Source organism: Pseudidiomarina marina (assembly GCF_044807045.1).
In the GTDB taxonomy this organism is placed as follows: domain Bacteria; phylum Pseudomonadota; class Gammaproteobacteria; order Enterobacterales; family Alteromonadaceae; genus Pseudidiomarina; species Pseudidiomarina marina.
In genome coordinates, this window is record NZ_CP085233.1 from 2,383,839 (window position 1) to 2,397,594 (window position 13,756).

At 48.5% G+C, this 13,756-nt stretch carries 15 protein-coding genes; 2 read left to right on the plus strand and 13 right to left on the minus strand.

Annotation, left to right across the window (positions count from 1 at the left end; all coding sequences use genetic code 11):
* Positions 1 to 27: 27 nt before the first annotated feature.
* The 11 genes from LG272_RS11320 to suhB form a co-directional block, all read right to left on the minus strand.
* Positions 28 to 1,230, minus strand: coding sequence for a type II toxin-antitoxin system HipA family toxin (locus LG272_RS11320; protein ID WP_404408685.1), 1,203 nt, complete (start codon positions 1,228 to 1,230; stop codon positions 28 to 30).
* Positions 1,220 to 1,507, minus strand: a complete 288-nt coding sequence (locus LG272_RS11325) for a helix-turn-helix domain-containing protein (protein ID WP_404408687.1) — start codon at positions 1,505 to 1,507, stop codon at positions 1,220 to 1,222. Before LG272_RS11325 ends, LG272_RS11320 begins: the two co-directional genes overlap by 11 nt.
* Before the next feature lie 115 nt (positions 1,508 to 1,622).
* Positions 1,623 to 1,961: an ISC system 2Fe-2S type ferredoxin gene (gene fdx / locus LG272_RS11330; protein ID WP_404408689.1), complete on the minus strand. Its 339-nt coding sequence runs from the start codon at positions 1,959 to 1,961 to the stop codon at positions 1,623 to 1,625.
* Between the two features lie 114 nt (positions 1,962 to 2,075).
* Positions 2,076 to 4,226 (minus strand): molecular chaperone HscA, encoded by a 2,151-nt coding sequence (gene hscA, locus LG272_RS11335; protein WP_404408691.1) that lies wholly within the window; start codon positions 4,224 to 4,226, stop codon positions 2,076 to 2,078.
* Between the two features lie 98 nt (positions 4,227 to 4,324).
* The gene (gene hscB / locus LG272_RS11340; protein WP_404408693.1) at positions 4,325 to 4,828 is read right to left on the minus strand and encodes a co-chaperone HscB; all 504 of its coding nucleotides are present in this window, start codon (positions 4,826 to 4,828) and stop codon (positions 4,325 to 4,327) included.
* Between the two features lie 10 nt (positions 4,829 to 4,838).
* Positions 4,839 to 5,162: an iron-sulfur cluster assembly protein IscA gene (iscA, locus tag LG272_RS11345; RefSeq protein WP_404408695.1), complete on the minus strand. Its 324-nt coding sequence runs from the start codon at positions 5,160 to 5,162 to the stop codon at positions 4,839 to 4,841.
* 12 nt (positions 5,163 to 5,174) lie between these two features.
* Positions 5,175 to 5,558 (minus strand): Fe-S cluster assembly scaffold IscU, encoded by a 384-nt coding sequence (gene iscU / locus LG272_RS11350; RefSeq protein ID WP_130202585.1) that lies wholly within the window; start codon positions 5,556 to 5,558, stop codon positions 5,175 to 5,177.
* 15 nt (positions 5,559 to 5,573) lie between these two features.
* Positions 5,574 to 6,788 carry an IscS subfamily cysteine desulfurase gene (locus tag LG272_RS11355; RefSeq protein ID WP_404408697.1) on the minus strand — a complete coding sequence of 405 codons (1,215 nt, stop codon included), beginning with the start codon at positions 6,786 to 6,788 and terminating at the stop codon, positions 5,574 to 5,576.
* Between the two features lie 26 nt (positions 6,789 to 6,814).
* Positions 6,815 to 7,297, minus strand: coding sequence for a Fe-S cluster assembly transcriptional regulator IscR (iscR, locus tag LG272_RS11360; RefSeq protein ID WP_126759446.1), 483 nt, complete (start codon positions 7,295 to 7,297; stop codon positions 6,815 to 6,817).
* A gap of 228 nt (positions 7,298 to 7,525) precedes the next feature.
* Entirely contained in the window at positions 7,526 to 8,242 is a 717-nt protein-coding gene (trmJ, locus tag LG272_RS11365) for a tRNA (cytosine(32)/uridine(32)-2'-O)-methyltransferase TrmJ (RefSeq protein ID WP_404408700.1), read from the minus strand.
* Between the two features lie 104 nt (positions 8,243 to 8,346).
* The gene (suhB, locus tag LG272_RS11370) at positions 8,347 to 9,147 is read right to left on the minus strand and encodes an inositol-1-monophosphatase (protein WP_404408702.1); all 801 of its coding nucleotides are present in this window, start codon (positions 9,145 to 9,147) and stop codon (positions 8,347 to 8,349) included.
* 170 nt (positions 9,148 to 9,317) lie between these two features.
* Here suhB and LG272_RS11375 point away from each other — a divergent pair, with 170 nt between their 5' ends.
* Positions 9,318 to 9,485, plus strand: a complete 168-nt coding sequence (locus tag LG272_RS11375; protein WP_404408704.1) for a DUF3545 family protein — start codon at positions 9,318 to 9,320, stop codon at positions 9,483 to 9,485.
* A 231-nt stretch (positions 9,486 to 9,716) separates the two neighbouring features.
* Here the strand turns inward: LG272_RS11375 and ung are convergent, their stop codons facing one another.
* A complete protein-coding gene (gene ung / locus LG272_RS11380; RefSeq protein WP_404408706.1) occupies positions 9,717 to 10,370 on the minus strand; it encodes a uracil-DNA glycosylase in 654 nt (217 codons plus the stop codon).
* A 90-nt stretch (positions 10,371 to 10,460) separates the two neighbouring features.
* Between ung and LG272_RS11385 the strand changes: the two genes are divergently transcribed.
* Positions 10,461 to 11,246 (plus strand): glycosyltransferase family 2 protein, encoded by a 786-nt coding sequence (locus LG272_RS11385; protein WP_404408708.1) that lies wholly within the window; start codon positions 10,461 to 10,463, stop codon positions 11,244 to 11,246.
* Positions 11,247 to 11,678: 432 nt separating this feature from the next.
* On the opposite strand, the gene LG272_RS11390 is transcribed toward LG272_RS11385, so the two are convergent.
* The gene (locus LG272_RS11390) at positions 11,679 to 13,694 is read right to left on the minus strand and encodes a S9 family peptidase (protein WP_404408710.1); all 2,016 of its coding nucleotides are present in this window, start codon (positions 13,692 to 13,694) and stop codon (positions 11,679 to 11,681) included.
* Positions 13,695 to 13,756 lie beyond the last annotated feature (62 nt).

Genomic DNA, 13,756 nt, shown 5'->3' on the forward strand with positions numbered 1-13,756 from the left:
TTGGACTGCACCCCTCTTATTCCCTGTTTATGCAATAATGCTACGAAGGATTTCAATGTCGCCATCACCGACACCGTGGCGTCGGAAGTAAATCGGCCATTCTGCTATTAGCTCTTGTACTTCGTTTATGACTGCTCGCGCTTTGTATGGCTGCAGCCCAAATCGACGTGACTGTGACATTAAGTTTTCCACAGTGCCGGCACGCCCATCATCGCCAATACCAAAACCATGTTCTTTGCTATTACTTATGGGAAGTACATCATAAGCAGGTGCTAATCGCCAATGACGTTCGTGTAAATGCCACAACATGGCATGATTTCGGGCATGATCGTCGGTATTACCAATAAGTACGTTAAACACCATGCGTTTGAACAACTCGGGTGCATCGTCGGCCGAAGCACTGTGTTTACGCAATAACTCGGCCAGTGCGCCATAAGAGTACCAACTTCGCAGCGCTGTCTCGTTCACATGGTCATTCATCAAGAGTGAGTTTGCACTGATAAAATGATGCGATACCGATTCGATAACGCCGTCAAAATGCCTGTCGAAACGCTTCACCATCAACGCATCTTCTTCGCCTGCAAGCAAACGTACATCGGCAGTGCGAATTCCTTCAAGCTCTGCAAGCATCTGCATGGTGGCGTACTCGACGCGAGCGACATTATAAAGATCGTCGGCTCGGTTAAACTTCAATAAATACGTTTGATGGTTATCAACTAACAAGGTTTTCGGACGCGCCCCACCCATTGAGTCACCGAACTGGAATGCTTTTTTAACCTCGACACTGACATTCTCTGAGTTGAGAATGGCTCTTTTCCCACGTAGTAATAAGTCCAAATCATCCAGCGTATTGCGAGATTGTTTTGCCTTAGCTTTGGTGCGCGACAAACTAAAGCTAATGGCACCAACGCCCATGGTGGCGCCAGCAATCAGAAACTCAAGTTCGTTTTGCGGTTTGGTTTTACGCAATTGCAGAACAAGTTTACGACCCCAAGCATCAGCTCCGGCATCGCTTAACACCCCGAAGATGCCCTTATTGAGTTTGGTGGTAAAAATTTCTTGGCTAAGTGGTAGGTGTATAGGATCGAGCGCAAAGGCATCATCACGCGATAGATAGGATTTCCCGTAACGCAACTGACCAACTTTGCGCGCCACGTCATAACGAAACTTAGCGCAAATGACTGGCTCATCTTCCAATCCTTCAATGAATATATAGGCTTCAGAAATCATTGGAGAAATCCTCAACCGGTTTACGGCGCTTGCGCTCTGGTGCGTCGGCCACGTGCGCAAGCTGCTCATCAACGACGTCTGTAAACTCCCCCAATAAACCGAGGAGTTCTAGAGCCGAAACAAGAGTCATTGCATTCACGCCCTGCCCGTTCTCCATTCGATACACGGTATTTACCCCGCAGCCCAAACGCTTAGCGAACTCTTCTTGATCCATGGTTTGCGTGCGGTGCTTCTTGATCAACTCACCGACTGATTGCAGAAATTGCTCGGAGTTCATAATCCACCATATATCATCAATAAAACGCTAATAAATGAATTATGGTGGATTAATTTAATTTGTGCAAGTTTTGATCAGGAGGAGGGGTGCAGTCCTTGGACTGCCCCCCACTTTTTTAATGATTTTCTTTGGCGTGGTTAATGCTGTACTTCGGTATTTCAACTACGAGATCTTCGCCATCCACACGAGCTTGACAGCTTAGGCGTGAATCTGGGTCAAGGCCCCAGGCTTTGTCGAGCATGTCGTCTTCGTTTTCTTCAATTTCATTCAACGAATCCATACCTTCACGGATATATACGTGACAGGTGGTGCAAGCGCAGACTTTTTCGCAGGCATGCTCGATGCCAATGCCATTGCGCAAGGCAACGTCAAGTACGCTTTCGCCTTCGGCGGCTTCAACGGCGGCGCCTTCTGGGCATAGTTCTTCGTGTGGTAAAAAAATAATTTTCGGCATAAATAAAACCTCAAGTTCGATATTAGCTATTAGATATTCGATATTAGCTAAACCTCGAAGAGACAGATCTAATATCTAATATCGCATTATCGCTATCTAATTGCGCTTTTGCTTTTACAGCTCGTCGACTTTGCTGCCGGAGAGGGCTTTGCGAATGCTCTCATCCATGCGGCGGGCAGCGAAATCATCACTGGCTTTGTCGACCGCTTCAATAGCTTTCTCAATGGCGCCAGTATCGGTGCCATTGCGGGCAATGCGCAAGGCTTCCATGGCGTCATCTAATATTGTGCGTTCTTGTTCATTTAACAAGGCGCCGTCCGCTGCTAATGCACTGCTTAACGCTTCCAATACACGATCAGCTTCTACTTGTTGCTCACGCAACATGCGTGCGGCCATGTCTTCTTTGGCGTTAGTCATCGACGACTGAATCATTTTGGTGATGTCGTCATCGCCTAAACCGTACGACGGTTTCACTTGCACCGAGGCAGTGACACCACTCGATTTTTCCATGGCGGTGACGCTGAGTAAGCCATCGGCATCGACTTGGAAGGTTACGCGAATGTGCGCTGCACCAGCGGCCATCGGTGGAATGTCGGTTAAAACGAAACGAGCTAAGCTGCGACAATCATCCACTAACTCACGCTCACCTTGCACCACGTGGATCATCATGGCGGTTTGACCATCTTTGAAGGTGGTAAATTCCTGTGCTTTTGCCACAGGAATAGTGGTGTTACGCGCGATAACTTTTTCGACCAAGCCACCCATTGTTTCAAGGCCTAGCGACAATGGAATGACATCGAGCAATAACATGTCTGAATCTGGCTTATTACCGGCCAAGATATCGGCTTGTACGGCGGCACCAATCGCCACAACTTGATCTGGGTCGATTGAGGTGAGTGGCTCGCGTCCAAAAAACTCGCCTACGGCTTCGCGGATGCGTGGGACGCGGGTTGAACCGCCAACCATTACCACATCGAGAATTTCATCGGCACTAACGTCAGCGTCTTTTAAAGCGCGGCGGCAGGCTGAGAGCGTACGGCGAACTAATGGTTCGATAAGCTCGTTAAGCTTGTCGCGGGTAAGTACACTGTAGCCCGGCGTTTCACGCCGGGAATCGGTGATCGGTTCAGCATCGCTGCAGGGTTCTATAACAATGGTTTCGCCGTTTAGAGAGCTGTTTGCGTCAATTCGAGATTCACTTTGTGCATCAATTCGAGATTCACTTTGTGCATCAATTCGAGATTCACTTTGTGCATCAATTCGAGCTTCACTTTGTGCATCAATTCGAGATTCACTTTGTGCATCAATTCGAGCTTCACTTTGTGCATCAATTCGAGATTCACTTTGTGCATCAATTCGAGATTCACGGTGCTGCGCACCACCCGGCGTAGAACGCCGGGCTACTACGCTATTGACGTCCGTCAATAGCTCTTTGGCGGCTTTGGCGGCGTTGACGAGGTCGCGTTCGGTGCGAGCGTCAACGTTGTCTGGTAACTGCCATTCTTGCTTAAGCCAATTCACAATTAGTTGGTCGAAGTCGTCGCCACCGAGGGCGCTGTCACCACCGGTTGCCAGCACTTCAAACACGCCACCTTGAAGGCGTAAAATAGAGATATCAAAGGTACCGCCGCCCAAGTCGTACACGGCAATCAAACCTTCGCGGCCTGAGTCTAAACCATAAGCAACGGCTGCTGCGGTTGGTTCATTCAATAAACGTAACACTTTCAAACCAGCTAACTGAGCTGCGTCTTTGGTACTTTGCCGCTGTGCGTCATCAAAGTAAGCCGGCACCGTAATGACCACACCTGTGAGCTCGCCACCTAACGACGCTTCAGCGCGAGCCGCTAACGAACGTAAGATATCCGCTGACACTTCGACGGCATTTTTCTCGCCCGCTGCAGTATGGAATACCGGCACACCGTTATCGGTTTCGCTCATGCGATACGGTAAATTCGAGAAGTTTTTCTGCACGTCGGCAATGGTGCGGCCAATAAACCGCTTCACCGAGACAATGGTGTTTTCGGTATCGATACTCTTATCGGCGTGTTTGGCAAGCGCCTCATGGCCGGTGAGTACCTCATCGGCACCGTAATAAACAACCGATGGTAAAATGGCGCGCTCTTGCTCGTCACGCAACACCTTCGCTTCACCGCTACGCACGGTCGCCACCAATGAGTTGGTGGTGCCGAGATCGATGCCGGCGGCAAGTCGATGTTGGTGGGGCGCGGTGCTTTGGCCCGGCTCCGCAATTTGTAATAAAGCCATTTAAATCCTCTTTTTAAATACGAGAGCGATATTAGCCGTTAGATATTAGATATTAGATCTAATGTTTCTAGTTCTTGCTAATATCTAATATCCAATAGCTAATATCGTACTCGCTCTTCGATTTGTTCGAGTTCGTGGTGCAGCTTGTGCATAAACTTCAGTTTGCGCACCGTGTTTGCTGCCTCGTCATTCGCATCGCTATTGAGCTGCTGCTCAAGCTCTGATTGCAAATCACGCATCTGCTCTTGCAAATCTTTGTAGGCCGCGTCAAGCGAATCAAAATCATCAACTTCTTCAATACGCTCGCGCCATTCCATTTGCGCCATGAGAAATTCAGGGTCTTGCAAGGTGGTTTGCTCATGGGCCAGTTCAATGCCACGCAATTCGAGCAAATACTCGGCGCGCGACAGCGGTGAACGCAAGGTTTGATACGCATCATTAAGTTGGGAAGTACGTTGTACTGCCATCAACTTATCGCGCTCGCTGCCGTTAGCAAAGCGATCGGGATGCATGGTTTGTTGTAGTTTTCGGTAGCGCTGTTGTAATTCCGCCGCATCCAAATTGAATGCGGCGGGCATATCAAACAGTTCAAAATGATTCATTTTTTACCTGTTAAACATTAAAGCTTTCGCCGCAACCACACTCACCTTTGGCGTTCGGGTTACGGAACTCGAAGCCCTCGTTCAGGCCTTCTTTGACAAAGTCGATTTCGGTGCCATCGAGGTACACGAGGCTCTTGCCATCGATAATGATGCTTACACCTTTGTCTTCAATAACCGTGTCGGTATCGTCGACTTCATCAACGAATTCCATCACATAGGCAAGGCCCGAACATCCGGTGGTTTTCACACCTAAACGGATGCCAACACCTTTACCGCGTTGTTCCAGAAACGAGCGCGCACGTTGTGCCGCTGCTTCAGTTATGGTAATTGCCATTTGCTAACCTAATTAACCTGCGTGTTTCTTTTTGTAGTCTGCAATTGCTGCTTTAATTGCGTCTTCTGCCAAAATTGAACAGTGAATTTTCACTGGTGGCAACGCTAATTCTTCAGCAATTTGCGTGTTTTTCAGTTGCTCAGCTTCGGCAATTGATTTGCCTTTCACCCATTCGGTGACTAGCGAGCTTGACGCAATAGCAGAACCACAGCCGTAGGTTTTAAACTTCGCATCTTCAATGATGCCGTCGTCGTTGATTTTCAATTGCAACTTCATCACGTCACCACATGCTGGTGCGCCGACCATGCCGGTTGCAATAGACGGATCGTTTTTGTCGAATGCGCCTACGTTGCGCGGGTTTTCATAATGGTCGATTACTTTTTCGCTGTATGCCATACCGTGTTACCTCTCTTAGTGTGCCACCCATTCGACCTTGGTAAGGTCGACGCCGTCTTTGTACATTTCCCAAAGGGGTGACATGTCGCGTAGACGACCAATTGAATTATTAATTTGCTTAATGGCGTAATCCACTTCTTCTTCGGTAGTAAAACGACCGAAGCTAAAGCGAATTGAGCTGTGCGCCAATTCATCATTGCGGCCTAATGCACGCAATACGTATGACGGCTCAAGACTTGCTGATGTACAGGCTGAACCTGAGGATACGGCCAAGTCTTTCAGTGCCATAATCAAGCTTTCGCCTTCGACGAAGTTAAAGCTGATATTAAAAATATGCGGTACCGCATGCTCTTGATTACCGTTCACATACACTTCTTCGATGTCTTTTACGCCGTTCCATAAACGGTCATGCAACATTTTAAAGCGCTCGCGTTCAGCGCCCATTTCTTCTTTCGCGATACGTGCGGCTTCACCGAAACCTGCAATTTGGTGCGTCGCCAAGGTACCTGAACGCATGCCACGCTCGTGACCGCCACCGTGCATTTGTGCATTCAAGCGTACACGTGGCTTACGGCGTACATACAAGGCACCGATACCTTTCGGGCCGTACATTTTGTGGGCTGAGATGCTAAACAAATCAACCGGAAGCTTTTCCATATCAACTTCGATTTTACCGCAGCTTTGTGCGCCATCGACGTGGAAAATCGTCTTGTTCGCACGACACAAGTTACCGATTGTTTCGATATCCTGAATCACGCCAATTTCGTTGTTCACGTGCATCACGCTAACTAATACGGTGTCTTCACGAAGTGCTGCTTTGAATGCGTCGATGTCGATTAAGCCATCTTCTTTGACATCAAGATAAGTAACTTCGAAGCCTTCACGCTCCATTTGACGGCAAGTATCTAGCACCGCTTTGTGCTCAGTTTTCACCGTAATGATGTGCTTACCTTTTTTGCTGTAAAACTCAGCTGCACCTTTAATAGCCAGGTTGTCTGACTCGGTTGCACCTGAGGTGAATACGATTTCACGCGGGTCAGCGTTGATGAGTTCAGCCACTTGATTTCGGGCAATATCAACCGCTTCTTCGGCTTGCCAGCCAAAGCGATGCGAGCGTGACGCAGGGTTACCGAACTGACCATCTGGGGTCAGAAACTGCATCATTTTTTCAGCAACACGCGGGTCAACCGGTGTGGTTGCTGCATAATCGAAATAAATCGGTAATTTCATCAAGCTACTCCTCATGCCAGACTGCTTTACTGGCTCAATGCAATTTGGTTTTCGCGTTTTTTCTGGTCAGAAATAATCTTGTTTTGGCGTAATGCCACTTGTGCAATGTCTTCTTGCTTGACCAGTTCGGCTAACGTAATGCCAGCCAGAAAATCTTCAATACGTTCGCTTAAGTCGGTCCACAGCGAATGTGTTAAGCACCGACTTCCGCCTTGACAGCCGCCCTTACCTTGGCAGCGTGTGGCGTCAATGCTCTCATCCACCGCCTGAATGACCGCACTAATTGAAATTTGATGGGCTTCTAAGCCTAATCGATAACCACCACCTGGCCCGCGCACACTGCTTACCAGACCTTGTTTACGCAAACGCGCAAATAATTGTTCAAGATAACTTAGGGAAATACCTTGGCGTTCAGAAATGTCTGCCAATGGCACCGGACCCTGTTCTGTATGCAACGCAACGTCAATCATTGCGGTTACGGCGTAGCGGCCTTTTGAGGTTAAACGCATAGCGGTGTTGCCTCCATTTAGTTAGGCCTCAATTTTGCCATTCCCGACTATTTTAGTCAAGTATTAGCGACAAAGTCGCTAATACCGTAGCCCGGCGTTCTACGCCGGGTGGTGCGCAGCACCGTTATTGCCTGTTATCAGGTAATGTTTATAAGTTATTGCCTGTTATCAAGCGATGTCTACTAGTCAACAATAACCGCCTGCGGCGTCCCGGCGTGGAACGCCGGGCTACTTCATTTTCTTGTCGATTGAGGTCAGGATGCCGCGCAGGATATTCAGTTCGGCCGATTCCGGGCGCGCCCGATTAAACAAGCGGCGTAGCTTCGCCATCACTTGGCCTGGATGGTTCTTGATGATGAAGCCGGTTTCGCCCAAGGTTTCTTCTAGGTGCACGTAGAAGCGCTCGAGATCTTCAGCAAGTGGGTACTCACTTTGCTCGCGCTCAGGGTGAGAGTCCGCTTCTAAGAATTGCATACGTACTTCGTAGGCCAAGGTCTGCACAGCCATTGCTAAATTCAATGAGCTGTAATCCGGATTCGAAGGTATATGCACATGATGCGTGCATTGCTGCAATTCTTCGTTAGTAAGACCGCTGCTTTCACGGCCAAATACCATTGCAACTGGGTAATTTGGCGCTTCCGCCAACACTTTCGCAGCCGCCTCACGCGGGCCGAGTAACGGCCAATCGAGGGTGCGATTGCGCGCACTGGTGCCAACCACGAGGCCACAATCACCGATGGCTTCACTTAACGTCGATACAATCTTCGCGTTATATAGTACGTCGGTGGCACCCGCTGCTAAAGCTGACGCATGGCTGTCTGGTTCTTGCACAGGATCAACCAGATACAGCTCACTGAGCCCCATGGTTTTCATGGCGCGCGCCACTGAGCCGATGTTACCGGTGTGGCTGGTGTTGACTAAAACAATTCGGATTCTTTCCAGCATGGGTTCAACCTCAACTTCGATATTAGCTATTAGATATTGGATATTAGATAGGAACCAAAGCGGCGCTAATATCTAATATCCAAGTGCTAATATCGTTTTTGCTCTTAACGAAGTGACTCAGGTAAGTGCGGGCGAGCCTTGGTGAGTAGGTGCTGCACCACCTTCGGATTGCCTGCAACCACATGACCACTGCGCATAAAACCGTGACCACCGGCGAAGTCAGCCACAATACCGCCAGCTTCACGTACAATCAATTGACCGGCCGCGATGTCCCAAGGTTTCAGGCTGAATTCCCAAAAACCGTCGATACGACCGTTGGCGACATAGGCTAAATCAAGTGCGGCAGAACCGTTACGACGCATGTCTGAGGTGTGTTCGAATAGGGCTGCAAACACGGCCAAGTAATCTTTGGTCATGTCTTTGCGTTTGAATGGAAAACCGGTTGCTAATAAAGCGCCGTTGAGGTCACGCTGTTTGGTGACACGTAAACGCTTGCCGTTTAGCTGCGCGCCTTGGCCTTTGGTTGCGGTAAATAGTTCTTCACGCAGCGGGTCATAAACAACAGCAGCGTGAACGGCGCCTTTGAATAAGTAGGCGATAGAAACGGCGAAATGGGGGATACCGCGCAGGTAATTGGTGGTACCGTCGAGTGGGTCAATGATCCACTGATGGTCGCTTTCTTTGCCCACTACTTCACCACTTTCTTCTGCTAAGAAAGAGTGATCGGGGTAAGCTTTTTGAATGGTGCGAATAATGGCACTTTCAGCCGCTTTATCGAGTTCGGTGACGAAATCGTTTTGGCTTTTCGTTTGAACATTAAGGTCAACTTCTACGCCAAAGTTTTTGACTAAAATTTTGCCGGCCGCACGCGCTGCGCGCACCGCTATGTTTAACATCGGATGCATACCAATTACCTGTGCTGTGAAAGAACAATTTTGTGGGCGCGGATTATACGGAGAATGAAGCAGTTAAGCAAGTGTTCACTTTTCAAACAGCTCGTGCTATAAGATTGTTGCGCTATGCAAAAAATCAGGCATTAAATTAGAACAACAACACAAAAAAGCCGGAGGGTCCGATGGATCATTCACAAGAGCTAAAGCAAGTTGAATCTAAGTCTAGCAAGAAAGCAGCCCCTCGTAAGTGGCGTGAAATTGAGATGCTTAAGGAAAAGTATCGGTTACGCGACGAACTCCAAGATATCGATTTTGAATTCGATGCCGAACTCGACGAATTAGACCTGTAGCCCGGCGTTTCACGCCGGGTAGTGCGCTGTAGCCCGGCGTTTCACGCCGGGTAGTGCGCAGCACTGTTAGTGCCTGTTATCAGGTGATGTACCTAGAATTGCCTGTTATCAGGTGATGTACCCAGAAGTGCCTGTTATCAGGTAATGTACCTTGAATTGCCTGTTATCAAGCGAACCTAGTGATTTTCGAAGTATCACGGCGCTTCGCGCCACCCGGCGTAGAACGCCGGGCTACCAGCGTATCCGTGTGTCCAGCAGCTCGTTAGTGCGGCGAAAGTGGCCAGCGGTGATGAAACCACGATGCGCCGATAGCGGCGACGGGTGCACCGTTTCTAATACATAATGGCGCTGGCGGTCAATTAAAGCGCCCTTCTTCTGTGCGTGCGCGCCCCACAGCAAAAACACGATACCTTCGCAATGTCGATTAATTTGCTCCACCACTTTGTCAGTAAAGGTCTCCCATCCCCAGCTAGCATGCGAATGCGCTTTACCCTGCTCTACCGTCAACACCGTGTTCAATAACAGTACGCCCTGTCGCGCCCAACGCTCTAGATTGCCTGATTCCGGTATTTGATAATCAGGGTAATCGTGTTGAATGGCTTTGAAGATATTGCGCAATGACGGCGGGTGTTTCACCCCATCGGGTACAGAAAAACATAAGCCATGTGCTTGTCCAGGCCCGTGATATGGGTCTTGCCCGAGTATCACAACCTTTAAATTGGCCAATGTAGTAAGCTTAAACGCTTGAAATACTTGGTCGCTCGGTGGATAAATCTGTTTACCGGCATCGCGCTCAGCCTGCACGCGCTGCATCAGCTCAAGAAAGTATGGTTGTTGTTTTTCTTCGCCGAGCAAGTCGCTCCAGCTTAACGCCTGTGCTGTCATTTATAGACTAACCTTTGTATTATTGTGCCAATATCTGTTCGATATCCTAACATCGAGACGAATCGTGATACCAACAAAAGAGAGCATTTGATGAGTAAGCCCTACCCGCCAATAAGTGTATTTGTCATTACCCTCAATGAAGCCGAGCATTTAGACGAAGTTCTTGAGAGTGTGCGCGGTGTCGAAGAGATCGTCATCATCGATTCAGGTTCTACAGACGCTACCTTAGAAATTGCGAAGAAGCACGGTGCGCGCATTGTACATAACGATTGGCCGGGTTATGCGAAGCAAAAGGCTTTCGGTATTGAGCAGTGCACGCATAACTGGGTACTTAACCTTGATGGCGATGAAGTGTTACCGGAAGGTGGCTTACAGATGATACGTGAACGTATTGCCGAGGGTGATATCAACGGAATATGGATTCATCATGATGATATTTTTATGGGTCACAGCCTCACCAAAGCGCGCCATCACAAGTATCGTCGCGTGTATCGAAAAGATCGCAGCCGCATGGATACCTCCGTATTGGTTCACGAGCATATTCATGTGGATGAGCCAACAGCGTATTTACCGATTTACTTGAAGCATTACGGCTATGACTCCGCTCATGGCTACATGGACAAACTCAATAAATATTCTAAGCTCAAAGCTGAGCAGCGTATGGAGCAAGGTCGCCCATGTAGCTTGCCACGGTTGTTAGTAATATTTCCGTTAATGTTCTTGAAGTTCTACCTCGGCAGGCAGATGATCTGGTCGGGTTGGCGAGGGTTTATTAAGGCGAACATTGATGCGTTTCACTTCTTCTTAACCGAAGCGAAACTTTATGAGATGCAGTACCGTCAAAAACGCCAGCAAGAGCAACAAAAAAATGAGTAGTTAACTGTCATGAGGGGGCGCTGTGGAACCGTTCGTTCAGCCGAATTTCAAGATATTTGTTATCAACTTAGTGCATTCAACCGAACGATGGCAACACGTTTCACAGCAACTAGAAAGTCTTCAGCTACCCCATGAACAGCAATTAGTTTTAACGGTGCACGCCAACTATTGCGTTTGCGCCCTCCAATTTTCCGCCCTGTCGACGTTGACCTTCAGTGGTCTCACGAGCTCGGAATTCGAACCTTTGGGCTAGTTCCATATACGGTTGATAATACACATCAGCATGGCAGTGAGATTTTGGCGGTCGAAAATAGACACCACGTTCACAAAAGTGGTTGGCGCCGTTTGAAGCATCAGGTGGGTTTGTATTTTGATAATAAAAAAGCGCGACGTCGAACGCCGCGCTTGTAATACGTCAATGTCGCTTCTTGGTTACTTGTGCTCTTCAAACCAATGCAGGATATAAGCTACTTTCGCCATTAAGTTTGACGGACGTCCTGCGATACCATGCGGCGCGTCTGGAATACGTACCATTGCGGTTTCCACACCAGCTAATTTCAGCGCTTGATAATATTGCTCAGATTCTGAAATTGGCGTCCGATAATCCGATTCACCGGTTAACAACATCGTTGGCGTTTTCACGTTGCCGACATAGCTAATTGGTGAATACTTCATGTAATGTTCTTGGTTCTCCCAAGGTAAACCTGGGAACCAATACTTGGTGAAGTAGTTGTACATGTCAGCGGTTAATACAAAGCTGTACCAGTTAATAACCGGCTTGGCGACGACGGCGCCAGCGAAACGATCGGTATGCCCAACAATCCATGCAGTCAATACGCCGCCACCGCTACCGCCAGTAACGTATAGACGTTCTTCATCAATAAAGCCTTTCTCGATTACTGCATCAACGCCGTCCATAAGGTCGGTATAGTCTTGGCTTGGATAGTTATGATGAATTTCTTGGGCGAACTTTTCACCGTAGCTCGTGCTTCCGCGAGGATTGGTGTATAGCACCACATACCCTTTAGCCGCCATTAACTGAATTTCCGCTGCAAATGAACCGGCATAGGCAGTATGCGGGCCACCATGAATTTCTAAGATCAACGGATACTTTTTCGTTGGATCAAAATTCGGTGGGTAAGCGATCCAACCCTGGATTTTATAATCATCGTGGCTTGAGTCGTACCAGATTTCTTCAACACGGCCTAATTCTTTGTGCGCCAACGCATCCTCATTGAGGTTGGTCAGCTTACGTTTGATTTTGCTGGTTTGAAGCATTAAATCAGCAGGTCGGTAAGCATTGGCCATGGTGAACACTAAATCACCATTTTTACTCACATCAAAGCTACCGCCGCTATATGGACGCGTGTAACTCAATCCACCCATAGCATCCGTTAACACACGACGGCTACCACTTAAACTTTGGTAAGCAATGTTGCCCTTGCCTTCTTTGTCGTAACTGAAGTACAAGCCACGACTATCGTCAGACCATTTGACGTCACTCACTGAGTAATCGAGCTTCGTCGTCATCAGCTTCGGTGAACCTTTACCGTCAAGATCCATGACATACAAGTGAGTGAGCTGATAACTCTTATAGTTGTCGTCATATCCCAACCAAGCCAATTTTTTTCCATCAGGACTAACCTGCGGTGAGCGATCTGGCCCATTGCGATCAGTCAATTGCTTCACGCTACTATCTGCCAATGCAACTTGGTACAACTCCGAATTATTGGGTTGTTCAAATGCATCATCGCGACGGTTTGCGGAAAAAATAATGTTTTCGCTATCACCGGTCCAAGTAAGCTGGCCGCCATGATTAAACTCGTCGTGTGTTAGCTGACGCGGCGTGCCACCACTCGCTGGAATCACGTAGATTTGCGTATAACCGTCTGGTGCATAACCGGAGCCATCGAAGCGATAGTTATCTTTATCTATGTAGCGCGCAGGCTCTGCCCACTCGGCACCTTTCGGTTTGCCTGGCAAATTAACAGGGGGCGCTTTCGAACTTGGGGTGAACATGGTGAACGCAAGCCACTTGCCATCTGGTGACCAAGTTAAACTACTTGGGTTACCGGTCAGACGCGTCACCGGTGCATGATCACGGGTGTCGGTCCAATACAGATGGATCTGATTCGCACCAGTACGGTTGGATACGAATGCTAGCGTCTTTCCATCAGGTGACCACGTTGGCGAATGATCATTTGCCGTGCCGCCCGTTAGTGGACGTAATTCGCCTTTATTGTCGACACGCCAGAGGTTACCTAAGCGACGGTCGCTCATAATATCCATGTAGTTGCGCACGAATACGGTATAGCCGCCGTCTGGGTGAATGGTTGGTTGGCTGGCATACTCCAACTGAAACACGTCTTCGAGCTGCAGTGTGTTATCGGTGTTGGCGAAGGCGCTGGTAGCTGCCAAAGCCAAGCTAAGCGTTAAGAGTTTTTTCATAAAGTGCCTCGTTGTTCGTTATTCGTGCGCTACGCTGTTCGTCCGTGCTTCGCACTGTTCGT

Coding starts and splice junctions, on each gene's coding strand:
- LG272_RS11355 (WP_404408697.1), bottom strand. CDS start 6,788: ATGAAATTACCGATTTATTTCGATTATGCAGCAACCACACCGGTTGAC.
- LG272_RS11390 (WP_404408710.1), bottom strand. CDS start 13,694: ATGAAAAAACTCTTAACGCTTAGCTTGGCTTTGGCAGCTACCAGCGCC.
- iscU (WP_130202585.1), bottom strand. CDS start 5,558: ATGGCATACAGCGAAAAAGTAATCGACCATTATGAAAACCCGCGCAAC.
- LG272_RS11320 (WP_404408685.1), bottom strand. CDS start 1,230: ATGATTTCTGAAGCCTATATATTCATTGAAGGATTGGAAGATGAGCCA.
- LG272_RS11385 (WP_404408708.1), top strand. CDS start 10,461: ATGAGTAAGCCCTACCCGCCAATAAGTGTATTTGTCATTACCCTCAAT.
- LG272_RS11375 (WP_404408704.1), top strand. CDS start 9,318: ATGGATCATTCACAAGAGCTAAAGCAAGTTGAATCTAAGTCTAGCAAG.
- fdx (WP_404408689.1), bottom strand. CDS start 1,961: ATGCCGAAAATTATTTTTTTACCACACGAAGAACTATGCCCAGAAGGC.
- hscA (WP_404408691.1), bottom strand. CDS start 4,226: ATGGCTTTATTACAAATTGCGGAGCCGGGCCAAAGCACCGCGCCCCAC.
- ung (WP_404408706.1), bottom strand. CDS start 10,370: ATGACAGCACAGGCGTTAAGCTGGAGCGACTTGCTCGGCGAAGAAAAA.
- LG272_RS11325 (WP_404408687.1), bottom strand. CDS start 1,507: ATGAACTCCGAGCAATTTCTGCAATCAGTCGGTGAGTTGATCAAGAAG.
- hscB (WP_404408693.1), bottom strand. CDS start 4,828: ATGAATCATTTTGAACTGTTTGATATGCCCGCCGCATTCAATTTGGAT.
- iscR (WP_126759446.1), bottom strand. CDS start 7,297: ATGCGTTTAACCTCAAAAGGCCGCTACGCCGTAACCGCAATGATTGAC.
- iscA (WP_404408695.1), bottom strand. CDS start 5,162: ATGGCAATTACCATAACTGAAGCAGCGGCACAACGTGCGCGCTCGTTT.
- trmJ (WP_404408700.1), bottom strand. CDS start 8,242: ATGCTGGAAAGAATCCGAATTGTTTTAGTCAACACCAGCCACACCGGT.
- suhB (WP_404408702.1), bottom strand. CDS start 9,147: ATGCATCCGATGTTAAACATAGCGGTGCGCGCAGCGCGTGCGGCCGGC.